The sequence below is a fragment of the Kitasatospora sp. NPDC048296 genome (assembly GCF_043201815.1).
In the GTDB taxonomy this organism is placed as follows: Bacteria; Actinomycetota; Actinomycetes; order Streptomycetales; family Streptomycetaceae; genus Kitasatospora.
On sequence record NZ_JBICZB010000052.1, the window covers coordinates 1 to 22,578 of the forward strand.

Consider the following 22,578-nt stretch of genomic DNA (forward strand, 5'->3'; position numbering starts at 1 on the left):
CCCCCCGGGCCCCGCCCCCCCCCCCCCCCCCCCCCCCGCGCGGGGGCCCCCCCGCCCCCCCCCCCCCCCCCCCCCCGGGGCGGGGCCGGGGGGGGGGGGGGCCCCCCCCCCCCGGGCCCCGATCCGTCAGGGGGAAGCACGACAGGTGCGGGCCTCAGGCGCGCGCGCCCGCCTTCGCGTCGTGCTCGGCGAAGAACTCGTCGGCGATCGCCCGCGTGCGCGGCAGCTCGGCGACCGGCTCGCCGATGACCCGGCCCGCGAGTTCGCCGGCCAGCCGGGCCACGTCCTCCCGCAGCTCGGCCTCGGCCAGCACCCGGTCGGCCTCCAGCTGGACCTTCGCCTCCGCCAGCATCCGGTCCCGCAGCTGCTGTCCCTCGGCCCGCAGCTGCGCGATCAGCGCCGCCCCCTCCTCGGTGGCGGTCTGCCGGATCAGCGCCGCCTCGTGCCGCGCCGCGGAGAGCTCCGCCTGGAACTCCGCGTACACGCGCTGGGCCTCGGCCCGCGCCTCCTCGGCCCGCTCGACACCACCCTCGGTGGCGTCCCGGCGCTCCTCCAGGGTCTTCTCGATGCGCGGAAGCAGCAGCGCCCCGAGAACCCCGAATATCAGAAAGAAACAGACAAGTCCGACGACGAGCTGAGCCATGTCCGGCTTCAAAGGTCCCATGGTCTCAAGATAGTTGAGTCACCGTCGCTCACTCCCACCGGATCCCTTCCCGGCTCCCTCCCCCCAGGGGGCGGTGCCCGCGACCGCAGGTCGGGGCACCCCCGTCGAGCGGGTCCCGGCGCTCGGCGCCTCCGTCCACCGGGACCCGGCTCCGAAGGTGTGACGGCCCCAGGGCCTGTGGGACCGTGGCCGGATGCACCATGATCCGATCGACCAAGCGCGGCGCCTCGTCCGAGACCACCTCCCCGGGGCGCTCGCCGTGGTCCTGGCGGGATCCACCGTCTCGGGGCGGGCAGGCGCGAACAGTGACCTGGACCTCGCGGTCCTGATCGCCGACGGGGGCGAGACCTACCGGGAGACGCTCCGCTTCGAGGGGCGGGTCGTGGAGCTGTTCGTCCACACCCGGGCCGGCCTGCGCGACCTCTTCGCGGTGGACCTCGCCACCCGGCGCGCCGTGCTGCAGAACATGTACGCGACCGGCCTGGTCCTGGTCGACGTGGACGGGGAGGCCGGGCGGGCCCGGGCCCTGGCGGAGGAAGACCTGCGCCAGGGCCCGCCCGCACTCGAACCGGAGACCGTGGAGACCAAGCGCTACGGCCTGACGGACGCGCTGGACGACCTGCTCGACGCCACCGCTCCGGTCGAACGGCTGGTCACCGCCGGGGTGGTGGTCAACACCGCTGCCGACCTGCTGTGCGACCACCACCGAGCCTGGACGGGCAGCGGCAAGTGGCTGCCGCGGCGCCTGCTGGCGGCGGATCCCGAGCGCGGCGCCGCACTGCTCGACGCCTACGCCCGGCTGGGCGCTTCGCAGGACCCCGCGCCGCTGGCCGAGGCCGCCTCGGCGATTCTGGACCTCGTCGGCGGCCCGCTCCGCGAGGGATACCGCCGGGCCTGGCAGGGCGTCATCGAGTCCGTCGGCGTCGGCCGCTGAGCGCGACGCCCGACGGACCGGAGGTCCGCCGGAACGACCTCCGTCGCGTGGGCCACCAGGGGCTCGAACCCTGAACCCGCGGATCGGACGATCGATCCTGAGCACGGTGCGGCCGGCTCGAACGGGCTGCCTGCTGTTGTTTCCGCAGCTCGGCGTACTGCTGCGGCTGAGTGACAAGGGTGCGGCTCCCCGAGGATGTTCACGATGTGACGAGTCGAGCCCTCTTAACTTCATCTGATACCCAACTGTGTCGCCCTACGGGCGGTTGCCCGCGTCCGCCACCCATGGAGGTCATCGGATGAATCTTCGACCCTGGGTTGCAGCATCGCTGGCGGGTGCGGCCGTCGTCCTCGTGTCCGCGCCTGCAGGCGTCGCCGCGCAGGCGTCCACGCGGCACGAGTCCGGCTCCCGGTGGCCCCAGGACGAGGACGGGGAAGGGGAAAGGGGAGGCGAATGGGGCGGGGAAGAGCGAGGGGAATGGGGCGGGGGCGCGGACGGACACCCCTATCGCTACAGTCCCTGGCGCCACTGCTTCAGCGCCCGCCGCGTCGTGCTCATCGACAAAACCCTCAGGGCGATTCTGACCAACAGCCGGCGTGGGCCGGAGGCTCTCGTTCTCCAGGGGAGTTCGTCGTCCTCGTCCTCGTCGCCGGAGGCACCGTGGGACAACTTTTCCGTTTCCACGTATTTGGACGTGGATTATCCCACCAACACCAGCAATCAGTATGAATTCCAGATTCGCGGCTTTTTCAGGGAGCACCCGGTCTTCGTGGTGAAGGCCTTCGGCCGCCACGAGCGGGCCTTCCCCTTCGCAGCCGCCCGCTGCGTCGACGACTACTACGACGACCACCGCCACCACGACGGTGACCGGGATGACCACGATCGTCAGCACGATGGTGCGGCTGCCGACGGGAGTGGCCCGTCCGCCGCCCCGTCGCCCCAGGAGTCCGGCTCGCCGTCACCCACTCTCGGCTCCGGAGGCACCAGCCTTCCTCTTCCGCCCGATGATGCGGCTGTCGGCAGGAGCGTCGGTCGTCTGAGCGCGAAGCGCATCGGGATCGCGACCGGCGGCTTGCTGCTGGTTCTGGGAGCGCTGGCCACGGCCTGGCTCCGCCGATGCCGCCGGCAGCGTGCTGCTCGGCCGGAACAGGAACCGGCAGCACCTTCGATCCCTGATGTCACATCACCTCAGGAGCCCGAGGTGCCGCCGACCCAGCCGTAGCAATGGCGAACGGTCGGCCTCCCGGCGGAACCGGTCAGGAGGGACTGCTGCTTGCGGTGGAGTCCGCCGAGGCCGAGGGGCTCGGGCGGGGGTCGTGGGGGCAGATCCAGTTGGGGTTCTTGACTCCGAAGCTCAGGCCCCACTCCCTGTCACAGCCGCCCCAGTACGCTCCCACCCAGCCGCAGTAGGGGCCGCCGTAGCTGTAACAGGGGCGCGGTGATTCCTGCGAGCCCGGATTCGTGGAGAGCGGCAAGGACGATTCGGCGTTGCTCCGCGACGTGCCGGAGACACCGACCATGCGGACCCGCGTGGCATCGGAACCATGGGACGACCGGTCCATGAGGAAGAGGGGCAGGCCGAAGGCCGAGACGGAAGCCGCCACCGTCGCAGCAGCGAGAGCGCCGCGGGTCAGGCGCATGACTGTTCCTCCTGGCTCCGTGGTCTGTGGCAGGTGTGGACGAACTCTGCGCACGAGCGCCGCCGCCGTGAGCGCCGGAGTTGAAGGTATGGTCTGGAAAACTCCCCGGCAGCCAGCGAACCGCCAATCAGGCGGCCTTGCTCCGGTTCTTCACTCGAAGGGTCTCGTCCCCTTGAGACGCTGCGGCGGTCGGCGAGACCGTCGGGCCCACTGCGGGCGCACCCGCACCCGGGAAAGCGGAAACGCCCTGCCCGGCAAAGCCGGGTCAGGGCGCTGAGTCGCAGGTCCGCGGGCGTGAGAACGCCACCGGGAAGAGTGGGCCACCAGGGGCTCGAACCCTGAACCTACGGATTAAAAGTCCGCAGCTCTGCCAATTGAGCTAGTGGCCCGCGGCCCTTTGCCCCGGCTGGATCCCGGAGGTCCCGGGTGGGGAGGGCCACGGCGATCCTACCCGGTGGGGCCCAGGGCTCCGCCAGTGGATTGGGTGGACGCGCCGGGTTCCCGGGGCGGGGCTTGAGGCGGGGCTTGAGGCGGGGCTTGAGGCGGGGCTTGAGGCGGGATGTAGTGGGCGGCACGGACGCGGCGGAGCCAGGCTTCGGCGGGGCGCGGATCGGGGGCGTCGGGCAGGACGCCGGGGCGGGCGAGGCGTTCGGCGGCGTCGGCGAGCAGGGATTCGGCGGTATCCGGGCGGTCGGCGATGCGTTCGCCGAGGTCACGGACGCGCTCGGGGTCGGGCAGCCGGATCAGGTGGTGGCCGGTCTCGTGCAGCCGGACGGCCTGTTCGACCAGCCGGACCAGGTGGCGGGCGTGCTTGGCGGCACGACGCCGGGTGACCGGGTCCCCGGTGTCGCGGGTCAGCAGCTTGCGGAACTGCTGGTCGGCGTAACCGAGATAGGCCTTGCGGACGGCCGGCCCGCTGAGGAACGTCGAGCGGATCCCGACCAGTTCGCGACCGAGCGGGGTCACGGTCTCGTACAGGTCCTCCGGCAGCCAGACGAGTTCGGAGGCAGTCGGATTGCAGGACAGCGCCAGGCGGCACCACTTGGCCGCCTCGTGCAGGGTGACGTCCGGCGCGGTGGTGACGTGCGACTCGGCCGGGCGGTGCAGGCCGTGCAACTCCTCGGTGGGGGTGGCGAACAGGCCCAGCCGGTCGACGTCCGAGTCGGCGTGGGCGAAGCCGTACGCGGTGGAGCCGACGATGCCGGACAGCAGGACGGTGCCGGGTGTGGCGGACACGGACGGACTCCTCTCGAACGGACGGGCGACTACCGCACCCGCCCCGGAATCCTCTCCGGAACGGGCCGCGCCGGGCGAGCGATTTCCGGTCCGGGGTCCGTCCGGCCGCCGATACTGGCCCCATGGAGCACGATCCCCACCGGCAAGCCGTCGACGTCGAGAAGCTGCGGGCCTGGTGGTCGCACCGGCAGTGGCTGGACCGCCCGCGCACCGGGGCCTCCGCCGCCGAGGTGCTGGCCGCCACCGGCTGGGCCCGCTCGGTGGGCGGCGCGGCCCCGTACCTGGGCCTGTTCGCCCGGGCCGGGCTCGACCGGGCGGCGGTGGACGCGGCGGTGGCCGCCCTGGAGGTGCACGAGCTGCCGTCCGCGCGCGGCTGCACGTACGTACTGCCGGCCGCCGACTTCGCGCTCGGCCTGGCGGCCGGCGCGGCCGCCCCGGCGGGTGAACTGGCCGCGGCCCAGAAGCACCTGGGGGTCGCCATGGACGAGGTCGAGCAACTCTGCCTGGCCGTCGAACGGGTGCTGACCGCGGACCGGCCGCTGGACCCGGCCGCGATCCGGGAGGCGGTCGGCGACGCCGTCCGCCCGCTCGGCGAGGCGGGCCGCAAGCGCGGGCTGGCGACCACCCTGCCGCTCGCCCTCGGGCTGCTGCAGTCGCGCGGGCGGATCCGCCGGGTGCCGGTCAACGGCCGTCTGGACCAACAGCGTTACGGCTACGTCGGCTGGGACCAGCCGGTCCGCGGCGACGCCGTCGACCTCGCCCGCCGCTACTTCTCCTGGGCCGGCCCGGCCACCCTCAAGCACTTCCGCTGGTTCTCCGGCTTCACCGCCGCCACCGCCAGACGGGCCGTCGCCGAGGCCGGACCGGTCCCGCTCGCACCCGGCTCCGAGCTCCTGCTGCCGCCCGAACTCGCCGAGGAGTTCGCCGGGTTCGAGGTGCCGAAGGATCCGCACTACACCCTGCTGGCCGGCATCGACGGCATCCACCTGCTCCACCGCGACCTGCCCCGGCTGCTCGACCCCGCCGACGCGGCCCGCCCGCTGCCGGCCGGAAAGGCCGGGCGCACCTTCGGCGGTGAGGCCGACCCGCAGACCCACCTGGTGCTCGACCGCGGCCGGATCGTCGGCCTGTGGGAGTACGACACCGAGCGCGCCGAGATCGTCCACCAGCTGTTCGTCCCGCCCGATGACGCGCTGCGCGCGGCGGTGGCCCGGACCGAGGCCTTCGTGCGGGACGAGCTCGGCGACGCCCGCGGCTTCAGCCTGGACTCGCCGAAGAGCCGCGCGCCGAAGATCGCGGCGCTGCGGGCGACGACGGGTGTCCCCGGCCGAACCGCCGGGTAGCGTACCGATCATGTCGACCACCACCACCGACGAGGTCCTGATCGTCACCGGCGCCGGCCGCGGCATCGGCGCCGCCACCGCCCTGCTGGCCGCCCGCCGCGGCTACCGGGTCTGCGTCAACTACCGTACGGACGAGGCCTCGGCGGCCGCCGTGGTGGACGCGATCCGAGCCGAGGGCGGCACCGCCCTCGCCGTCCGGGCCGACGTCACCCGCACCGCCGAGGTGGAGCGGCTGTTCACCACCGTGGACACCGAACTCGGGGAGCTCACCGGGCTGGTGAACAACGCGGGCACGCTGGAGAAGCAGTGCCGGCTGGAGGACATCGACGAGGACCGGCTGAACCGGATCTGGGCCGCCAACATCACCGGCCCGTTCCTGTGCGCCGCCCAGGCCGTCCGCCGGATGTCCACCCGCTACGGCGGGCGCGGCGGCGCGATCGTCAACGTCGGCTCGGCCGCCTCCCGGATCGGCTCGCCGAACGAGTACGTCGACTACGCGGCCGCCAAGGGCGCGGTGGACTCGATGACCCGCGGGCTGGCACTGGAGGTCGCCGCCGAGGGCATCCGGGTCAACTGCGTCCGCCCGGGCCTGATCCACACCGACATCCACGCGCTCGGCGGCGAGCCCGGGCGGGTCGAGCGGGTCGCACCGAACCTGCCCATGCGGCGCGGCGGGCAGCCGGAGGAGGTCGCCGAGGCGATCCTGTTCCTGCTCTCCCCGGCCGCCTCGTACACCACAGGGGCGTTCCTGGAGGTCGCCGGGGGCCGCTGAGGCCCCCGCCGGCCGGGCCGGGCCGGCGGTTCCCAGGGGGCGGGGCTTCAGCGGACGGCCCTCTCCGGTTTCCTTCCGCCGATCCGCCCTCGCCCGTACGGTGGAGGCCATGACCGACGCCTTCATCGACATCCCCGGTGTGCGCAACTTCCGTGACGCGGGCGGAATCGGCGCCCTCCGCCGGGGCGTGCTGTACCGCTCCGGGTCCTTCCACACGCTCACCGAGGAGGGCGCCCAGAAGCTCAAGGACCTCGGCCTGCGCACAGTGATCGACCTGCGCAGCCCGTTCGAGCTGGAGGTCTGGCCGGACCAGCGACACGGCCTCGACCACGAGACCCTCAGCCTGCCGACCCTGCCCGCCAACCGCGAGGACGTGGACCGGCCCTGGCCCGAGAGCCAGGCCGACCTCTACGCCTTCATGCCCGAGACCGCCGGCCCCTCGCTCGCCGCGCTCATCCGGCACCTGACCGACCCGGCGGCGCTGCCGGCGCTCGTGCACTGCGCGGTCGGCAAGGACCGCACCGGGCTCACCATCGCCGTCCTGCAGTCCCTGCTGGGTGCCTCCGACGCCGACATCACCGCCGACTTCCTGCTGTCCAACCTCGGCCTCGGCCTGGACCAGGGCCCCGTCCCGTACGTCGACGAGACCGGCTCCGAGCGGCTCTCACGCCCGGTCAGCGCCGAGCACATCGCCTCCTCCCTCGGCTGGATCCGCACCCACCACGGCACCGTCCCGGCCTACCTCCACGCCCACGGCGTCACCGAGGCCGAGCTGGACGCCGTGCGCGCCAACCTCTCGGTCTGACCACAGAGCGCTCCCGACCGCACAGGGCGCGTTCCTACCGACGCTCGAAGCGCCACCACTGGGTCGGTGCGTCGACGTCCTCCCACTGCTGGACGCCCGCGTCCGGCTCCGCCGGGGCGGTCAGCGGCTTGCCGCTGATGAAGCTGGTGACGGTGTACGTCCCCGGTGCGTCGACGTGGGCCTCCAGCAGCCACTCCTGGGCGCCGAAGGCGTTGGCGGACCACAGCTGGATCGGGACGCCGTCGTCCGGGGAGGCGCCGGTGACGTCCAGGCGCTTGCCGCCGGCGGCGTTCTCGATGTGGAACAGCGCGCCGCCCGGGTGCACGGCGGTGAGCTGCCAGAGCTGGGCGTCGGAGCCGTCCTCCGCGCCCACGCGGACGCGGGCGCCGCTGCGCCGGGAGCCCTCGGCGACCTCCAGCAGCAGGCCGCTGCCGACATTGCGGATCCGGTAGCGGCCGTCGGTGATCGCGGGGTCGGCCGCGCCGTCACTCGCGCTGTCAGTCGCTCGGTCAGTCGCTCGGTCAGTCGCTCGGTCAGTCATGTCCGAAGTCTCCCACCGGGCGCCGACAGGCGGACTCGTACCCGAATACAGCGGCCAGCACCGCCGCCACGGCGCCCACCTGGTCCAGCGCCGAGGCCGCGGTGCCCAGCGGGACGGTCGCCAGGACCGCGGCGGCGCCGATCAGCCGGGGCAGGTGGGGACGCAGGCCGAAGAAGCGCCGCACGGCGGTGTTCACCACCAGGTACAGCGTGATGCCCCCGGCCAGCGCGAGGGCCTGCGGGAGGGTGATCGCCGCGTCGGGGTGGGCGACCGCCGACTTCACCCCGGCGGCGAACAGCAGCACGCCGAGCAGCAGCCCGAAGTGGCCGAGGTAGTAGACGGTGACCGCGGCCCGGTTGCGCTCGGCGGAGGGCAGCGCGGCCATGTGGTGCTCGGCGCGCGCGTCGTCGTCGTGCCCGAAGTACGCCCACCAGAGGCCGACGCAGACGGTCAGGCTGAGCAGCGCGACCGCGATCAGCGCGGGCCCGAGCTCGGCCGTCCCGGCGCCGACGCCGACGGCGATCACCGACTCGCCGAAGACGATGATCATGATCAGCCCGTGCCGCTCCACGAAGTGGTCCGCGCGCAGCCGGAACTCGGGCAGCCGGGCCACCTGCGGGGTGACGAACTGCATCGCGAACGCGGCTGTCCAGAAGTCGAGTTGAACCTTCCCGGCGAGGTACCCGCCGGCCACCACCAGGGCGCTGACGACCAGGTTGGACGCACCCATCCGCAGCACCGGCAGGCGCCACCCCGGCGGCGCGGCACCAGTGGCCCGCGCCGACCGTGGGTACGCGGCTGCATCGCGTTGGTCAGCCAGTTGACATCCTCCTCCGGCTGCGGCCGGAGGATTCCAACCCTCGCGGGTCGGGCTTTCTGCTTCACAGCCGGTTGCCGACCTGGATTACCAGCGAAGGGACGGTGTGCCGCCCATCGGTCTTACATCAGCTCCACAGACCTGACTTCCCGCCAGCCCGGCGGTAGGCCGGGCCGGAACTTGGTTATCGCTCCGACCCGGCGTAACCAAAATATCACGGCGAGTGACCCATCGGAGCGGGGGTGGCGGCGCGCCTGCTCCAGATGTGCTCCGCATGACACGGTCACCGCGCGAGTATCCGTCACCGAACCTGAGCCCGGGGGCGTTTCCGGCGGACGGGCTCCGCCGCCTATGCTGCGGCGAATGTCCACCGAGCAGAACCCCGAGCGGAACCCGCAGCAGAACCCCGGGCAGAGCCCCGAACAGACTCATGGTCAGCTCCCTCCGCAGCGTCAGCAGCCCACCCTCCTCGACGCGGTGGCCGAGCTGGAGGCGGTGGTCGCGGCCGGGGACGACGAGCGCCTCGGCCCGGCCCTGGGTCTGGTCGGCGGACTGTTCGGCCCCGCCGAGCCGGCCGAGCGGCAGGCGGCCGGACCCCGGCTGGCCGCGCTGCTGCCGGACGCCCCACCGTTCCCCCGGGCCCACCTGGCCATGATCACGGGCGCCTGCGTGGAGTACGGCGCCGACCCGGTGGCCTGCTCCGGCCCGGTGCTGGCCGGCCTGCGCGGGGCGCTGACCGGCGCGCAGCGGCTGGTCGAGCGCTGGGCGCAGACGGGTGGCGGCCCGCTGCCCGACCGGGAGGAGGACGATCCGGCCGAGGCGCACGCCCGGATCGAGGACCCGGCGCACCTCGACGAGTGGAACGCGCACCTGGCCGTGGTCGCCTGGTGGACGCTGCACCTGTGGCAGCAGGCCGCCTGGGCGGTCTACGCGCACGCGCCGGTCCGGGCCGAGGCCCGGGCCTCGGGCGTCACGGCCGTACTGCTGGAGCTGGCGGGCCGGTACGAGGGCGGGCAGCACGACCTCAAGGGCCTGGCCCACCTGGCGCGGGTGCTCGACGACGAGCCGCTGCTGGTGCTCGACCGCCCCACCGGCACCGGCTACCTGCTGCGGATGAGCGGCCTGAGCGACACCTTCCAGCTGCACACCCTGCTCGCCGACCTGCTGATCGGCGGCGGCCACCTGCCCGGCACCCCGCAGGACCCGGAGGTGGTGGCGCTGGCCCGGACCGAGTTCCTGGACGGCCGCCGGCTGATCGCGACCGGCGCCTTCAACCTGGTCGCGCCGGACGGCTCCTGGCTCTGGAACGAGGGGACGCCCGACGACATCCCGGTGCTGGACGGGGTGCGCACCCTGGTGCTGGAGCCGCTGCCGTACGAGCGCACCTGGTCGGCCGGGCGGTTCATCCAGGAGATCCCGGGTGACCTGCGGCTGGAGCGGGTGCTGGACCCGGTGGAGGCGGCGCCGCTGCTGGCCCGGACGGTGCCGGGGATGTCGGTGGTGGGGGCCTTCGGGTAGAGGCCCCGGCCGGCCGTCGCGTTCGCCGGGTTAGGGTCGGAAGCCGACGCAGCCCCTCCGGCCGCGGCCGTGACGAGTGACGAGTGGAGTCGACGATGGCGAAGGTCCCGAACGTGCTCTCGGCCGCCGCGCCCGCGGCGCTGACCGCGGCGAGCGGTCTGGTCGGCGGTTACGGCGTCGCCCGCTGGAGCGGCCGGCGCGAACTGGGCGGCGCGGTGCTGGCGGTGGCCGGTGCCGGGGCGGCCGCGCAGTGGCGCCGGAGCGCGGGCACGGCCACCGCGGCGGCGCTGACCGGCCTGTACGTGGCGGCCTTCGGCGGCTCGCACCCGCTGGCGAAGCGGATCGGCGCCTGGCCGTCCGTCTTCGCGGTCACCGGTGTGGTCGCGGCCGCCTCCACGGCCGCGACGGTGCTGGCCGCCCGCAAGCGGTAGCCGGCCCCCGCCTACCGGACCGCCGCGCCGAACCGGGCCTCGAAGGCCGCCCGGTTCGCCGAGACCGGTGAGCGGTCCCAGACCGCGAACACCACCTGCTCGAAGGCGGCCCCGTACCGGGCCAGCGCGCCCTCGAAGGCCTCGGCGACCTCGGCCGGGTCGTTGCGGAACACCCCGCAGCCCCAGGCGCCGAGCACCAGGGCGCGGACCTCGTGCCGGGCCGCCGCCGCGAGCACCCGGACGGCCCGCTCGGCGAGCACCCCGCGGACGTCCGTACCGGGCGAACGCCGTTCCAGCTGACCGGCGTTGGGCGCGGGCGAGGTCAGGAAGGTGACCGGGTACGGCCGGGCCAGCAGGGCCCCGCGCCCGTCCCTGATCACCGGGACGTCCGGCGAGACGATCACCCGGTGGCTGTACCGCAGGTCGGTCGAGGCCCGGTGCGCCTCGTAGTAGTCGGGCGCCTCCAGCAGGCAGGAGTACAGCAGCGCGCTGCGGCACAGGTCCTCCTCCTGGGCGCGGGCGCCGCGCAGGTAGCCGCCGCCGGGGTTGCGCGCGGAGGCGAAGTTCAGCACCCCGACCGGCCCGGCACCGGCCGCGACCAGCCGCCGGGCGGCCTCGATGCTCCCCTCGGCCGTCACCTCGATCCGCCCGGCGGCCGGACCCGGCCCGGGCCCCCCGGAAGCCGACAACTCGTCCAGCGCGCGCGGCGCGTACGACACCGTGCCGGCCTTCGCCGCCGTCAACTGCTCCCCCACCGGCACGAGTTCGCCGCCGGCCGTCCGGTAGCTCCCCCGCTCGGCGATCTCCTCGTTCACCCGTGCCACGTCATGCAGTCTGCTGCTCATGTCCGTGACGCTACGGGACTACCGCCGCGCCGCGCCACAGGTTATTCTCACTTCCAGAACAACACCTCGGGGGGCGTGCACACGGAGGTGTCGGGGGGTATCGGGGGAACGCGAAGGGCCCGCTCCGGGGGACGGAGCGGGCCCTTCGTGTGGTCGGTCGGTCAGTCCGGCCGGCGGTCTACCACCGGCCGTACGACGTCAGTTCTTCCAGCGCGGCTTGCGGTCGTCGCGGCCGCCACCGAAGCCACCGCGGTCACGGTCGAAGCCGCCACGGTCGCGGTTGAAGCCACCGCGGTCGGCCTGCGGACGGCCGCCGGAGCGGTGGTCGTCGCGGCGCGAGAACGGACGGCTGCTGCCGCCGCGCTCGTCACGGTCCCGGCCGGAGGACGGGCGGTCGCCGAAGGAGCGGGCCGGACGGTCGCCGAAGGAGCGGCCGCCGCGGTCGTCACGGTCACGGTTGAAGCCACCGGAACGACGCTCGTCACGGTCGAAGCCACCGGAGCGACGCTCGTCGCGGTCACGGCCGCCGCCGAAGCCACCGGAACGACGGTCGTCACGGTCACGGTTGAAGCCACCCGAACGACGCTCGTCACGGTCGAAGCCACCGGAGCGACGCTCGTCGCGGTCACGGCCGCCGCCGAAGCCACCGGAACGACGGTCGTCACGGTCACGGTTGAAGCCACCGGAACGACGCTCGTCACGGTCGAAGCCACCCGAACGGCGGTCGTCGCGGTCACGGCCACCGCCGAAGCCACCGGAACGACGGTCGTCACGGTCACGGTTGAAGCCACCCGAACGACGCTCGTCACGGTCACGGTTGAAGCCACCCGAACGACGCTCGTCACGGTCACGGTCGCGGTCACGTGCGAAGGCCGGACGCTCGGTGCGCGCCTCGCGGTACGACGGGGTGCGCTCCTCCGCCTGCGGCGCGGCCGCGGCAGCGGGGGCCTCGGCGGCGGCCGGGGCGTCGGTCGCGGCCTGCTCGCCCGCCTCCTCGGCGGCCGGGGCCTCGTCCTCGATGCCCAGCTCGGCCCGCTCGCGCGCCGCACGGGCGGCCAGGCGGTCGGCCTCCTCGCGCAGCTCGGTGGCGCGGCGCTGGGCGCGCTCCAGCTGGCGGGTCATGTCGGCGAGCTCGCGCTCGGCGGCACCGGCGATGTTGGCGGCGCTCTCGGCCTGCACCTCGGTGAGCGAGCGGGCGCCGGTGATCTTGGCGACCTCGGCGTCGAAGGCGTGGTCCAGGATGTGGCGGCTGGCGTCGACGCCCGCGTCCTCCATCAGGCGGAAGACGCCGCGGCGCTGGTGCGGCAGCACCAGGGTGACGACGGCGCCGGAGCGGCCGGCGCGGGCGGTGCGGCCGGAGCGGTGCAGGTAGTCCTTGTGGTCGCCGGCCGGGTCCACGTTGAGGACCAGGTCGATGCCGTCGACGTGGATGCCGCGGGCGGCGACGTCGGTGGCGACGACGACGTTGACGTAGCCGTCCTTGAAGTCGCCGAGGACGCGGGTGCGGGCGCCCTGGGTCATGCCGCCGTGCAGCGCGTCGGCCTTGACGCCGGCCTCGATCAGCTGCTCGGCGACGCGGTCGGCGCCCATCTGGGTGCGGACGAAGATGATCGTGCGGCCCTTGCGGGCGGCGATCGCGTTGGTGATCGGCGCCTTGTCCTTGGGCTTCACCACGAGGATGTGGTGGGTCATGGTGGTGACGGCGCCGGCCGACGGGTCGACCTCGTGGGTGACCGGGCTCTTGAGGTAACGCTTCACCAGGGTGTCGATCTCGTTCTCCAGGGTGGCGGAGAACAGCAGGCGCTGGCCGCCGGCCGGCACCTGGTCGAGGATCTCGGTGACCTCGGGCAGGAAGCCCATGTCGGCCATCTGGTCGGCCTCGTCGAGGACGACGGTCTGGACGTCGTCCAGCTTGGCGGAGCCGCGGTTCAGCAGGTCGCGCAGACGGCCGGGGGTGGCGACCAGGATGTCGACGCCGCGCTCCAGCGCGTAGATCTGGTTCGACATCGAGGTGCCGCCGCAGACGACCTTGAGGCGCAGGCCGAGCACCGAGCCGAAGGGCTCCAGGGCGTCGGCGACCTGCATGGCCAGCTCGCGGGTCGGGACCAGGATCAGGCCGCGCGGGTGCTTGGCGCGGGTGCGCTCGCCGTCGGCGAGGCGGGTCAGCAGCGGCAGGCCGAAGCTCAGGGTCTTGCCGGAGCCGGTGCGGCCGCGGCCCAGCACGTCCTTGCCGGCCAGGGCGTCCGGGATGGTCGCGGCCTGGATCGGGAACGGGGTGGTGACGCCGCGCTTGGCGAGGGCGCGGACGACGTCGTCGTGCAGGCCCAGGTCGCCGAAGGTGATGGTCGGCTCGGCGGCCTCCGCGGCCTCCGCGCTCTCCTCGGCGGTGTCGGCGGCGATCTCCTCGGCCATCTCCGCGGCCTCGGCGATCAGTTCGGTGTTGTCGGTGGCGTCGGTGACATCGGCGGCGGCCTCGTTCGCGGGCATGGCGAAGCGGGCGTCGTCAACGAGAGACATGCAAAACCTTCCGGAAGTGGCACGCGCCAAAGTCCGGGTTCTGTTTCACAACCGCCTCTATGCGGTCAGCCACGGATCGCCGGAACGCGCCAAGGGCGCCAGATGGGAGTAGGGCGCCAGTCAAATGGATCAAACGAACGATCTACCACCATAGAGGACCAACGGGACCGGAGGCAAACGTCCTGGCCAGCTTGCTAGTGCGCACCCGCGTGCGGACTCGGGGCCGCGGAACCGGAGCTTCCCGGGGAGGGTTCCGGGGCCGGCGGGACGGTTGCGGCGGGCGTGGTGTGCTCCGGCTCGGGGGAGCTGGACGGACGGCCGCTCGGGGTGGCCGACGGGGTCCCGGCCGAACCGCCGCCGGAGCGGCCCTCGCCGGTGCCGCCCGCCCCGCCCGTGCCGCCGGGACCGGCGGTGCCTCCGCTGCCGGCCGAAGCGCCGCCCGGGTGGGGCGCGGGGCTCGGCCCACCGCTCGTCGAACCGCCGCCCGGCGCGCTCTCGGGAGCGCCCGCCCCCGGCACCGGGACCACGCCGGCGACCACGCCGTTCGCACCCGGCGCGACCTCACCCGCCACGGTGGGCGTGGCCCCGGCGGGCGCGTTCTCTGCCTGCAAGCCCCCAGGACGCTCCGGACGCCCCGAGACGCCCCCCGGGTGCCCGGCGCCGGGCGAGGCCGGGGGACCGGCCGTCGCCCCCGGCTTGCCCGCCGGACCGGCCTGCCCGACCGGGGCCACCCCGCCGTGCTTCTCGTCCGCCGCCGGACCGACCGACATGCAGCCGGTCAGCCCCAGCCCGGCCACCGCCAGCACCGCCGCCGCCCGTACCGCGCGTGACCGCCGCAGCGCCGCCTCCCGCAGCGCCGTCTCCCGCACCGGCGCGGCCACCCGCGCCCGAACCGCCCGCACCGTCCGCACCGCCCGCACCGAAGCCACCGAGCTTCCTCTCCACCGCCCCACCCGGGCCGCCCACTGGCGCGCGGCCGCTTTCGGTGCCCAACGCGCGCCGGGCGCGGCGGGACACGGGCTGCACGGCAGTTCTCGGGCCGCTCCCGACGGCTCCCGGCGGCTCGCGGCGGCCGCGGACGGGCCCGCTCAGCCCCAGAGCGCCGAGGCCAGCTCCGCCCCCGCGTAGACCGCGGCCAGGCCGGCCGCCAGGCTGCCGGCCACGTTCGCCACCGCGTACCGCACGGCGCCGGCCTCGGCCAGTCGCAGCGTCTCGTACGAGAAGGTCGAGTAGGTGGTCAGCGCCCCGCAAAAGCCCGTCCCGACCAGCAGTCGGACGTGCGAGGAGGCCGCGCCGGCCGCCACCGCCCCGGCCAGCAGGCCGAACACCAGGCAGCCGAACACGTTCACCGTGAAGGTGCCCCACGGAAACACCGAGTCGTGCCGGGACTGCACCGCCCGGTCGGTCAGGTACCGCAGCGGCGCGCCGACCACGGCGCCCGCCACCACCAGCAGCCAGTTCACCGCGCTCCCCCGCCCGCGCCGCGCTCGGCCGCACGGCCCGTGTACCGGACGACCTCGCAGTGGTCCAGCACCACCAGCCCCTCGGCCACCAGCTCCTCCAGCTGCGGCAGGAACGCCCGCACCCGTTCCTCCTCGTCCACGATCACCACCGCCACCGGCAGGTCCTCGCTCAGCGACAGCAGCCGGGCCGTGTGCACCAGCGACGAGGCGCCGAACCCCTCGATGCCCCGGAACACGCTCGCCCCGGCCAGCCCGGTCGCCCGCGCCCGGTGCACGACCTCGCTGTACACCGGGCGGTGGTGCCACATGTCGCTCTCGCCCACCAGCACGGTCAGCCGCAGCGCCGGCCCGCTCAGCCGGCTCACCGGGCACCCCCGTCGCGGACCGGGCGGCGGATCAGACGCCGGGTCAGCACCGCCGCCGCCCACACCGCGCCGAGCGCGCCCAGCAGGGTCAGCCCCAGGTACGCCAGCCCGGGCCCCGGCCGCCCCGCCTCCAGCAGCCGGCGGATGTCCACCGAGTAGGTCGAGAAGGTGGTGAACCCGCCCAGCACCCCGGTGCCGAAGAACGGCCGCAGCAGCGGATGCGCCGGACGCCCCTCGGTGATCGCCACCAGGAACACCCCGATCACCGCGCAGCCGACCACGTTGATCAGCAGCGTCGTCCACGGGAACGCCGTCGGCCCGGTCTCCCAGCCCAGCCCGGCCGCGTACCGGGCCACCGCCCCGATCGCGCCGCCCACCGCGACCACCGCCACGGCCGACCCCTGCCCGCGCAGCACCGGCGGCCGGCCCCGCACCGCCGCCGCGGCCGGCGACCCGGTCCGCACCGGGCCCTCCGCGGTGTCGTCCAAGGCGTCCTCCGAAGTCGTCACGGCCCCATCAAACACCGGCGTCCGCTGTCTGGCACGCCGTCACCCGAGACCCGACAATGATCCGGTGGAGATGACCCGGGAAGAGTTCGAAACACTGGTCAGCGACGCCCTGGACCAGATCCCCCCGAAGCTCGCCGCCATGATGGACAACGTCGCGGTCTTCGTCGAGGACGAACCCGACCCCGACGACCCCGAACTCCTCGGCCTCTACGAGGGCACTCCGCTGACCGAGCGCGGCGAGTGGTACGCCGGGGTCCTGCCCGACCGCATCCTGATCTACCGCGGCCCCACCCTGCGCCACTGCGAGACCCGCGAACAGGTGGTCGAGGAGGTCCGCACCACCGTCATCCACGAGGTCGCCCACCACTTCGGCTTCGACGACCACGAGCTGGACGAGCTCGGCTGGTCCTGACTCCCGCCCAGGCCCGGCCCCCCACCCGGCCCAAACCCGTTTTGGCGATCCGCCCCGCATCCCATATGCTTCTCGACGTCCCCGAACGCTGGAAACAGCGGGACAGGCCGCAAGCCCTCATCGTCTAGTGGCCCAGGACGCCGCCCTTTCAAGGCGGTAGCACGGGTTCGAATCCCGTTGGGGGCACGCAGTACACCGTAGTAAAGTGCAGTACCGCAAGACCTTAGTGGTTCGCCACTACAAGGTCCCGTGGAGCAGTTGGTTAGCTCGCCACCCTGTCAAGGTGGAGGTCGCGGGTTCAAGTCCCGTCGGGATCGCTCGTCTCGCAAGAGACGGTGCAGTACGGCCAGGTAGCTCAGTTGGTACGAGCGTCCGCCTGAAAAGCGGAAGGTCGCCGGTTCGACCCCGGCCCTGGCCACAATTGCCTGAACAGGCACGATGCCCTCGAAGCAGCTCGCTTCGGGGGCATTTTCGTGCCGTTTGACGCCAACGGCACGGCGGACGGTCGCTCCTCTCACGAGCCCCAGCGAGTACGTGACGTACTTGACGTACTTCCGCCATAGGGCGACCCTGGTTCTCGGACGAGGAGGCTCCCCATGACAGCAGTCCACTACGAGAGCTACACCGAAGCCCGAGCGCACCTGAAGGACCTACTGGACGCGGCAGGGCAGGGTCGGGTCGCGACCGTTCGCCGGGACACCGGGTACGCGGCGGTGGTCGACGCGGGACGGCTACGCCACGCGCTCACGCTGCTGTGCCCGTCCAAGGCCGAGGTGGTCGCCGAGGGCGGCGGCTGGTCGGTGTTCTTCCCTGGCCTCCCGGTCGCCGCGGACGGCGGCACGTTCGACGAGGCCATCGACGAGATGGTCGACGCGCTCCGCGAGTATGCGGAGGACTGGCAGGACCGACTGCTGAGCGCTCCGAACCACCGCGACAACTGGGGCCTGGTCCAGCTGATCGGTCTCAGCGACGACGCACAGCTCCGCGACTGGCTGCTCGGAGTCGCGAAGTGACCTGGCCTCAGCCGACACGCGAACAGCACGAGCAGTTCTGCAAGGTTGAAGGCTGGGACCGCGTACGTGACGCGCGCGGCCGCACCGGCACCCACCACATCACCTATGAGTTCGGTCTCCCCGACGGGCGGATCCTGCGTACTCGGGTATCGCATCCGGTCGACCGCACCGCGTACGGCGCGAGCATGTGGGCGCACATCCTCCGCGATCAGCTGGACGTGACGGAGGATGTCTTCTGGCCGTGCGTCCTGGACGGCACGCTTCCCGATCGAGGCGCGCCCGAGCCACCGCGCGAGGCACTTCCCGCGGATCTGGTCCACATGCTGATCAACCGCGTCGGACTCACCGAGAACCAGGTCGCCGAGCTGAACAAGGCCCAGGCGATCGCGCGACTCCAGCAGTTCTGGACCGAGGGCCACTGACACCAGTTACTGGATCGCCGCCGGGGCCGCTGGTGTTCCTCCGCGCGTGCCACAAGCAGGCCGGACAGGCATCAGCCTCGCAGTGCCCGGTCGTCGAGCCGACGCAGCAGACCGGGCAGGTGCCGATGCTGGTCGCGGAGCGCGGCCAGCCGCTGCCGAAACTGAACGCCGCGTCCGACGTGGTCACAGGCGTCACGAAGCTCGACCAGGAGGGCCACGGCGACGTCGTAGCGGGCCACCTGCTTACACGCGACGTGGTTCTCGGCCTCGCGCCAGATCGCTTCCTCGTCGGCGGCCAGGGCGGTCAGCTTCGTCGCCCGCGCTTCGACTCGAACCCGCTCGGCGCGCTGCCGGCGTTCCGTGATTCGCGCATGCGCTGCGTCCAGCAGTTCCGCGGCGGAGCGCTGGCCCGGCACCGTCGCGACAGACGGTTCGCCGCGCAGTCGGCGCAAGAGTCCGGCTCCCAGCTGAGGCTCATCACCCAGCGCGAGGCGCAACAGGAGGTCGTCCTTCTCCGTCTCGGGAAGTGCGGCGATCAGCGGCGCCAGCTCCTTCTTCCCGGGCCTCTTCCGAGGTGCGGGGGCGGGCGGGCTGGCCTCGGCGGCCACCGCCAGCAGGTCGGCGTCGACCCGCAGGAAGTCCGCGAGCGCCCGCTGCGGTGCGGTGAGCCGGTCGAGCCCGGCCGGGACCGGAGGCTCGACCGCTGCCCGGTACTCCTCCTCGTCGTCCTCCTCGAGTGCCCAGGCGCCGATGGCGGACAGCCAGGCGAGGTACAGGGCGCGGCGATCCCCGGCGGCCAGCTCGGCCCGCACCCCGGCGATGGCACCGAGCGAGTCCTCGGCGCCCTCCGCCCAGTCCCCGCCCTCGTCCTCGCTCCGCAGGTCCAGGACGAGGTGGGTCTTGGTCGTCCATGCCTCGACGTACTCGTCGAAGCAGTACGGCTCCAGCGCCCGCAGCGGGAGCTGCTCCTTGGGCAGGCGCAGGATCACCTGACGGGTGCCCCAGTTGGTCAGGTAGAGGTGGGCGTCGTAGTACTGCTCCACCATCCGCCGAGGGTCGCCGCGGAAGTTGCCCCACTGATATTCGTTGGTGAAGCTGGTCGCGGTGATCCGGGCCCGGGTGGACAGCGACCGCAGTTGCCCCTGCTCGTCGCTGCTCAGCGGTCGGTCGATCGCCAGGAACTCGTAGTACTGGTACTCGCTCATCGCGGCGACCCTAACGGGAATGCCGATCCTCGATGATGAAATCCGCCAAGCCCGAGGCAGACATACGCCCACAGGCAGCTGCCACGCCGGCCGACCGGGACCGACCCGTGCACTTCTCGGCTGAACCTGACGCGGAGATGAAAGACCCGGCCAACGGCGGACTCGCCGACTAGGCTGGAACATCGGCTGACTCACCCGGAAGGGCACCGCGCATGAACCCCGAGCACTTCGCGCTCCTTGAAGAGGCCCGCAGGAGCCTGCCAGACGGGTTCAAGGTCGAAATCTCCGGCGACACCATCGTCATGATGGTCAGTCCCTCGGGTATTCACCAACGGAATCTCTTGGTGGTGCGCCGCCAGTTCGACGCACACGCCCCGGCAGGACTACTGCCCAGCGAGAACACGGACCTCGTCTCGCCCAATGTCGGCAAGAGCCGCAATCCCGACCTGACGTACCTGCCGGACGATGCACTCACGACCAGGGACAACCAGGTTCCTGCCGAGGTTGCTGCGATTGCCGTCGAACTGGTCTCACCGTCCAACCCGGAGAACGACTGGGTGGGTAAGGTACGGGACTACCCGCTCATGAGAATCCCTCTCTACCTCGTGATCGACGCAAGGGAGAAGGCGGTCACGCTCTTCAGCCGACCCGACGGCACGAAGTACCACCGCCGCGAGGACATCGCGTTCGGCGAGACCATCCATATCCCGGAGCCGTTCGACTTCGAGCTGATCACGACCGGCCTGCTCCCCTACTGAGCACACCCAGCACATGCGAAGCTCCGCCGGTTGACGCCAACGCTGACGCCAATCAGCCCGAACGACGGCGTCCGAAGGCGGCCTTCTACGTACAGCAGGATCTCCCGAACCGGGGCATATCAACGCCCCGGCTTGGCCTGAAAAGCGGAAGGTCGCCGGTTCGACCCCGGCCCTGGCCACAACCGGGAAGCCCCCGTAGCGAATTCGCTACGGGGGCTTCGCTCTTTTGCTCCCGTGGCCCCGTCAGGCGAGCCGGGCGGCGAGCCAGTCGGCGGTGGTGGGGAGCCAGTCGGGGAGGGCGGTGCCGAGGAGGTGGTTCCCGTGGGGGACGAGGAGCAGCTCGGCGTTCGGGGCCTCCGAGGCGAGGGCGGTGGCGTTGGTGATGCCCGGGATGCGGTCCTCGCCGCCCTCGACCACCAGGAGCGGGAGGGTGATCACCGGGGCGAGGGCGGTCAGGTCGACCCGGGCCGCGAAGGCGCGGGCCGCCTCGGGGCCGCCGCAGCGCTGGGCGAGGGTCTCGGTGACGAACGGCACCAGGTGCTCCCAGTCCAGCCGGTACGGGCCGCTGACCGTCACCGCTGCGCGCAGCCGCGGCTCGCGGGCGGCGGCCGTCGCGGCGTAGTAGCCGCCCAGGCTGAGGCCGATCACGGCGACGCGGGCGGGGTCCAGGCCGTCGTGGTGGGCGATCGCGTCCAGGGCGCGGCCGACCACCCGCTGGTAGTCCGGCTCCGGCGCGCTGGTGGCGGCCAGGACGCCCTGGCCGGGCCCGTCGATCGCGAGCACCGCGACCCCCCGGGCCAGCAGGGCCTCGGCGACCGCGTGGAACTCCTCCTTGCCGGAGTCCATGCCCGGCACGACCACCACCACCGGGGCCTGCCCCGCCGGGGCGGCCTCCCCTACCGGGGCCGGGCGGCGCAGCCAGCCCGCGAAGCCCTCGCCCTCCACCCGCTCCGCGGTCGGCTCCAGCAGCGCCAGCGCCCGCCGCATCGCCGTGTCGGCCTCGGCGGCGAGCCGGGCGGCGGCGGCCCGGTCGGGGTGCGGCAGCAGCCCCGCGACGTGGAACCAGCGGGCGGCGTCGCGGTAGGCGGTGCCGGCGGTGACCGTACGGCCCTCGGCGGCGGCGCGCTCGGCCGCGGAGGCGTACCGGCGCCCGGCGGCGGCGAAGGCGGCCGGCCAGTCATGGAGGGAGGTCAGCGGGGCGGTCACCCGGTCGTATTCGAACAGGTCGAGGCCGGCGCCGTGGGCGCGGGGGCGGTTCACCTCGACGAAGGCGGGCAACTGGTCGGCGTCGTCGACGAAGGACATGGTGGGAGTTCCTTTCCGGAAGGAGGGGGGTTCAGGCGACGGTCAGTACGGCCTTGCCGCGGATCCGGCGCTCGCGCAGGTCGGTGAGCACGGTGGCGGTCTGCTCCCAGGGCGCGATCCGGCCGAGCTCCGGGGTCAGCCGGCCCTGCTCCGCCAGGCGCACCAGGGTGGCCAGGTCCTCGCCGTCGGGCACGTCGGAGTCGGCGTAGTGGAAGTGCCGCAGGGTGGCCGACTCGGGGCCCTTGAAGAAGTCGAAGAAGTCGAGCGTGGCGGGCGTCCGGGAGGCCTGGCCGAACCAGATCAGGGTGCCGCGCCGGGCCAGCCGGGCCAGCGCGAGCGGCAGCGCGGCGCCGCCGGTGGACTCCAGCACCAGGTCGTACGGGCCGCGCGCCGCACCGAGCTCGTGCAGCACCTCGGCGGCCCCCAGCTCGGCCAGCCGCCGGCCGCGTTCCGGGGAGGCGGTGACGACGGTCAGCTCGGCCCCGGCCGCGGCGGCCAGCTCGGTGAAGTAGTGTCCGACCCCGCCGGAGGCCCCGGTCAGCAGCACCCGCCGTCCGGCCAGCGCCCCGGCGGCCCGCAGCAGCCGCAGCGCGGTGAGGCCGGCCAGCGGCAGCGCGGCGGCCCGGACGGCGTCCAGGCTGTCGGGCAGTTCGGCGAGCGAGGAGGTCGGCACGCACACGTACTCGGCCCACCCCCCTGCCGACGGATGGCCGACCACCCGGCGGCACACCCCGGGCCCCGACCCGTCGGCGGCGGCCTGGACGACCAGCCCGGCGACGTCCTTGCCCGGCCGCCACCCGGGCCTGGGCGCCTCCAGCTGGAACGTCTCCCCCCGGTTCACCGAGAAGGCCTCCACCTTCACCAGCGCCTCCCCGGCCCCCGGCCGCGGCTGCTCCACCTCCGCGAACCGCACCGCCCCGCCCGCCGCCACCAGCGCCTTCATCCCCGCACTCCCTCCGCTCGATCGGACCCCCCAGCTCACCGCGCCCGCCACCGGCCGGTCCAACAACCGGCGGCGGGCCACGACAACCGACGGTTGTCAGGCGAGGAGGAATGGGGTGCG

24 protein-coding genes and 4 tRNA genes are annotated in these 22,578 nt (G+C 73.4%); 14 read left to right on the forward strand and 14 right to left on the reverse strand.

Features of this window, described 5'->3' with window-relative positions:
• Nucleotides 1-154: 154 nt before the first annotated feature.
• A complete protein-coding gene (locus ACGF12_RS26445) occupies nucleotides 155-664 on the reverse strand; it encodes a hypothetical protein (RefSeq protein ID WP_393034875.1) in 510 nt (169 codons plus the stop codon).
• A 193-nt stretch (nucleotides 665-857) separates the two neighbouring features.
• Between ACGF12_RS26445 and ACGF12_RS26450 the strand changes: the two genes are divergently transcribed.
• Both ACGF12_RS26450 and ACGF12_RS26455 read left to right on the forward strand, forming a co-directional pair.
• The gene (locus ACGF12_RS26450) at nucleotides 858-1,598 is read left to right on the forward strand and encodes a nucleotidyltransferase domain-containing protein (RefSeq protein WP_393034878.1); all 741 of its coding nucleotides are present in this window, start codon (nucleotides 858-860) and stop codon (nucleotides 1,596-1,598) included.
• A gap of 298 nt (nucleotides 1,599-1,896) precedes the next feature.
• Nucleotides 1,897-2,820, forward strand: coding sequence for a hypothetical protein (locus tag ACGF12_RS26455; RefSeq protein WP_393034881.1), 924 nt, complete (start codon nucleotides 1,897-1,899; stop codon nucleotides 2,818-2,820).
• 734 nt (nucleotides 2,821-3,554) lie between these two features.
• Here the strand turns inward: ACGF12_RS26455 and ACGF12_RS26460 are convergent.
• Nucleotides 3,555-3,627 (reverse strand) — tRNA-Lys (locus ACGF12_RS26460).
• A 58-nt stretch (nucleotides 3,628-3,685) separates the two neighbouring features.
• On the reverse strand, nucleotides 3,686-4,474 hold the full coding sequence (locus tag ACGF12_RS26465; RefSeq protein WP_393034884.1) for a DNA polymerase beta superfamily protein: 789 nt from the start codon (nucleotides 4,472-4,474) through the stop codon (nucleotides 3,686-3,688).
• 122 nt (nucleotides 4,475-4,596) lie between these two features.
• Between ACGF12_RS26465 and ACGF12_RS26470 the strand changes: the two genes are divergently transcribed.
• The 3 genes from ACGF12_RS26470 to ACGF12_RS26480 all read left to right on the forward strand — a co-directional run bounded on the left by ACGF12_RS26470 (nucleotide 4,597) and on the right by ACGF12_RS26480 (nucleotide 7,394).
• A complete protein-coding gene (locus ACGF12_RS26470; protein ID WP_393034887.1) occupies nucleotides 4,597-5,817 on the forward strand; it encodes a DNA glycosylase AlkZ-like family protein in 1,221 nt (406 codons plus the stop codon).
• A gap of 10 nt (nucleotides 5,818-5,827) precedes the next feature.
• Complete coding sequence (locus ACGF12_RS26475; RefSeq protein ID WP_393034889.1) at nucleotides 5,828-6,589, forward strand: SDR family oxidoreductase; 762 nt, start codon at nucleotides 5,828-5,830, stop codon at nucleotides 6,587-6,589.
• Nucleotides 6,590-6,698: 109 nt separating this feature from the next.
• A complete protein-coding gene (locus ACGF12_RS26480) occupies nucleotides 6,699-7,394 on the forward strand; it encodes a tyrosine-protein phosphatase (RefSeq protein WP_393034892.1) in 696 nt (231 codons plus the stop codon).
• Nucleotides 7,395-7,428: 34 nt separating this feature from the next.
• Here ACGF12_RS26480 and ACGF12_RS26485 read toward each other — a convergent pair whose 3' ends face one another.
• Both ACGF12_RS26485 and ACGF12_RS26490 read right to left on the reverse strand, forming a co-directional pair.
• Nucleotides 7,429-7,935, reverse strand: coding sequence for an RICIN domain-containing protein (locus ACGF12_RS26485; RefSeq protein ID WP_393034895.1), 507 nt, complete (start codon nucleotides 7,933-7,935; stop codon nucleotides 7,429-7,431).
• Nucleotides 7,928-8,755 (reverse strand): low temperature requirement protein A, encoded by an 828-nt coding sequence (locus ACGF12_RS26490; protein WP_393035016.1) that lies wholly within the window; start codon nucleotides 8,753-8,755, stop codon nucleotides 7,928-7,930. Before ACGF12_RS26490 ends, ACGF12_RS26485 begins: the two co-directional genes overlap by 8 nt.
• Before the next feature lie 360 nt (nucleotides 8,756-9,115).
• Here ACGF12_RS26490 and ACGF12_RS26495 point away from each other — a divergent pair, with 360 nt between their 5' ends.
• Both ACGF12_RS26495 and ACGF12_RS26500 read left to right on the forward strand, forming a co-directional pair.
• Nucleotides 9,116-10,270, forward strand: a complete 1,155-nt coding sequence (locus ACGF12_RS26495; protein WP_393034897.1) for a hypothetical protein — start codon at nucleotides 9,116-9,118, stop codon at nucleotides 10,268-10,270.
• 95 nt (nucleotides 10,271-10,365) lie between these two features.
• The gene (locus tag ACGF12_RS26500; RefSeq protein ID WP_380609057.1) at nucleotides 10,366-10,701 is read left to right on the forward strand and encodes a hypothetical protein; all 336 of its coding nucleotides are present in this window, start codon (nucleotides 10,366-10,368) and stop codon (nucleotides 10,699-10,701) included.
• Nucleotides 10,702-10,712: 11 nt separating this feature from the next.
• On the opposite strand, the gene ACGF12_RS26505 is transcribed toward ACGF12_RS26500, so the two are convergent.
• The 6 genes from ACGF12_RS26505 to crcB (ACGF12_RS26530) all read right to left on the reverse strand — a co-directional run bounded on the left by ACGF12_RS26505 (nucleotide 10,713) and on the right by crcB (ACGF12_RS26530) (nucleotide 16,400).
• A complete protein-coding gene (locus ACGF12_RS26505; protein ID WP_393034900.1) occupies nucleotides 10,713-11,546 on the reverse strand; it encodes a TIGR02452 family protein in 834 nt (277 codons plus the stop codon).
• Nucleotides 11,547-11,744: 198 nt separating this feature from the next.
• Nucleotides 11,745-14,063, reverse strand: coding sequence for a DEAD/DEAH box helicase (locus ACGF12_RS26510; protein ID WP_393034903.1), 2,319 nt, complete (start codon nucleotides 14,061-14,063; stop codon nucleotides 11,745-11,747).
• Between the two features lie 194 nt (nucleotides 14,064-14,257).
• Complete coding sequence (locus ACGF12_RS26515; protein WP_393034906.1) at nucleotides 14,258-14,992, reverse strand: hypothetical protein; 735 nt, start codon at nucleotides 14,990-14,992, stop codon at nucleotides 14,258-14,260.
• A 159-nt stretch (nucleotides 14,993-15,151) separates the two neighbouring features.
• On the reverse strand, nucleotides 15,152-15,526 hold the full coding sequence (crcB, locus tag ACGF12_RS26520; protein WP_393034909.1) for a fluoride efflux transporter CrcB: 375 nt from the start codon (nucleotides 15,524-15,526) through the stop codon (nucleotides 15,152-15,154).
• The gene (locus ACGF12_RS26525) at nucleotides 15,523-15,891 is read right to left on the reverse strand and encodes a DUF190 domain-containing protein (protein ID WP_393034912.1); all 369 of its coding nucleotides are present in this window, start codon (nucleotides 15,889-15,891) and stop codon (nucleotides 15,523-15,525) included. Before ACGF12_RS26525 ends, crcB (ACGF12_RS26520) begins: the two co-directional genes overlap by 4 nt.
• Nucleotides 15,888-16,400, reverse strand: coding sequence for a fluoride efflux transporter CrcB (gene crcB / locus ACGF12_RS26530; RefSeq protein ID WP_393034915.1), 513 nt, complete (start codon nucleotides 16,398-16,400; stop codon nucleotides 15,888-15,890). The genes ACGF12_RS26525 and crcB (ACGF12_RS26530) overlap by 4 nt, the downstream gene beginning before the upstream one ends.
• A gap of 70 nt (nucleotides 16,401-16,470) precedes the next feature.
• Between crcB (ACGF12_RS26530) and ACGF12_RS26535 the strand changes: the two genes are divergently transcribed.
• The 6 genes from ACGF12_RS26535 (at nucleotide 16,471) to ACGF12_RS26560 (ending at nucleotide 18,247) form a co-directional block, all read left to right on the forward strand.
• Complete coding sequence (locus ACGF12_RS26535; RefSeq protein ID WP_393035019.1) at nucleotides 16,471-16,812, forward strand: metallopeptidase family protein; 342 nt, start codon at nucleotides 16,471-16,473, stop codon at nucleotides 16,810-16,812.
• Between the two features lie 113 nt (nucleotides 16,813-16,925).
• A tRNA-Glu gene (locus ACGF12_RS26540) sits at nucleotides 16,926-16,998 on the forward strand.
• 57 nt (nucleotides 16,999-17,055) lie between these two features.
• A tRNA-Asp gene (locus ACGF12_RS26545) sits at nucleotides 17,056-17,129 on the forward strand.
• A 27-nt stretch (nucleotides 17,130-17,156) separates the two neighbouring features.
• Nucleotides 17,157-17,230 (forward strand) — tRNA-Phe (locus ACGF12_RS26550).
• Nucleotides 17,231-17,408: 178 nt separating this feature from the next.
• The gene (locus ACGF12_RS26555; RefSeq protein ID WP_238860932.1) at nucleotides 17,409-17,825 is read left to right on the forward strand and encodes a prevent-host-death protein; all 417 of its coding nucleotides are present in this window, start codon (nucleotides 17,409-17,411) and stop codon (nucleotides 17,823-17,825) included.
• Entirely contained in the window at nucleotides 17,822-18,247 is a 426-nt protein-coding gene (locus ACGF12_RS26560; protein WP_393034919.1) for a cytotoxic translational repressor of toxin-antitoxin stability system, read from the forward strand. Before ACGF12_RS26555 ends, ACGF12_RS26560 begins: the two co-directional genes overlap by 4 nt.
• Nucleotides 18,248-18,318: 71 nt before the next feature.
• On the opposite strand, the gene ACGF12_RS26565 is transcribed toward ACGF12_RS26560, so the two are convergent.
• Nucleotides 18,319-19,452, reverse strand: coding sequence for a hypothetical protein (locus ACGF12_RS26565; protein WP_393034922.1), 1,134 nt, complete (start codon nucleotides 19,450-19,452; stop codon nucleotides 18,319-18,321).
• A gap of 212 nt (nucleotides 19,453-19,664) precedes the next feature.
• On the opposite strand from ACGF12_RS26565, the gene ACGF12_RS26570 reads away from it, so the two are divergent.
• Entirely contained in the window at nucleotides 19,665-20,210 is a 546-nt protein-coding gene (locus ACGF12_RS26570; protein ID WP_393034924.1) for a Uma2 family endonuclease, read from the forward strand.
• Between the two features lie 243 nt (nucleotides 20,211-20,453).
• Here ACGF12_RS26570 and ACGF12_RS26575 read toward each other — a convergent pair whose 3' ends face one another.
• On the reverse strand, nucleotides 20,454-21,515 hold the full coding sequence (locus ACGF12_RS26575) for an alpha/beta hydrolase family protein (RefSeq protein ID WP_393034927.1): 1,062 nt from the start codon (nucleotides 21,513-21,515) through the stop codon (nucleotides 20,454-20,456).
• A gap of 31 nt (nucleotides 21,516-21,546) precedes the next feature.
• Complete coding sequence (locus tag ACGF12_RS26580; RefSeq protein ID WP_393034930.1) at nucleotides 21,547-22,458, reverse strand: zinc-binding dehydrogenase; 912 nt, start codon at nucleotides 22,456-22,458, stop codon at nucleotides 21,547-21,549.
• Nucleotides 22,459-22,578 lie beyond the last annotated feature (120 nt).

Coding starts and splice junctions, on each gene's coding strand:
- ACGF12_RS26445 (WP_393034875.1), bottom strand. CDS start 664: ATGGGACCTTTGAAGCCGGACATGGCTCAGCTCGTCGTCGGACTTGTC.
- ACGF12_RS26450 (WP_393034878.1), top strand. CDS start 858: ATGCACCATGATCCGATCGACCAAGCGCGGCGCCTCGTCCGAGACCAC.
- ACGF12_RS26455 (WP_393034881.1), top strand. CDS start 1,897: ATGAATCTTCGACCCTGGGTTGCAGCATCGCTGGCGGGTGCGGCCGTC.
- ACGF12_RS26470 (WP_393034887.1), top strand. CDS start 4,597: ATGGAGCACGATCCCCACCGGCAAGCCGTCGACGTCGAGAAGCTGCGG.
- ACGF12_RS26475 (WP_393034889.1), top strand. CDS start 5,828: ATGTCGACCACCACCACCGACGAGGTCCTGATCGTCACCGGCGCCGGC.
- ACGF12_RS26480 (WP_393034892.1), top strand. CDS start 6,699: ATGACCGACGCCTTCATCGACATCCCCGGTGTGCGCAACTTCCGTGAC.
- ACGF12_RS26485 (WP_393034895.1), bottom strand. CDS start 7,935: ATGACTGACCGAGCGACTGACCGAGCGACTGACCGAGCGACTGACAGC.
- ACGF12_RS26495 (WP_393034897.1), top strand. CDS start 9,116: ATGTCCACCGAGCAGAACCCCGAGCGGAACCCGCAGCAGAACCCCGGG.
- ACGF12_RS26500 (WP_380609057.1), top strand. CDS start 10,366: ATGGCGAAGGTCCCGAACGTGCTCTCGGCCGCCGCGCCCGCGGCGCTG.
- ACGF12_RS26505 (WP_393034900.1), bottom strand. CDS start 11,546: ATGAGCAGCAGACTGCATGACGTGGCACGGGTGAACGAGGAGATCGCC.
- ACGF12_RS26510 (WP_393034903.1), bottom strand. CDS start 14,063: ATGTCTCTCGTTGACGACGCCCGCTTCGCCATGCCCGCGAACGAGGCC.
- ACGF12_RS26535 (WP_393035019.1), top strand. CDS start 16,471: ATGACCCGGGAAGAGTTCGAAACACTGGTCAGCGACGCCCTGGACCAG.
- ACGF12_RS26555 (WP_238860932.1), top strand. CDS start 17,409: ATGACAGCAGTCCACTACGAGAGCTACACCGAAGCCCGAGCGCACCTG.
- ACGF12_RS26565 (WP_393034922.1), bottom strand. CDS start 19,452: ATGAGCGAGTACCAGTACTACGAGTTCCTGGCGATCGACCGACCGCTG.
- ACGF12_RS26570 (WP_393034924.1), top strand. CDS start 19,665: ATGAACCCCGAGCACTTCGCGCTCCTTGAAGAGGCCCGCAGGAGCCTG.
- ACGF12_RS26575 (WP_393034927.1), bottom strand. CDS start 21,515: ATGTCCTTCGTCGACGACGCCGACCAGTTGCCCGCCTTCGTCGAGGTG.
- ACGF12_RS26580 (WP_393034930.1), bottom strand. CDS start 22,458: ATGAAGGCGCTGGTGGCGGCGGGCGGGGCGGTGCGGTTCGCGGAGGTG.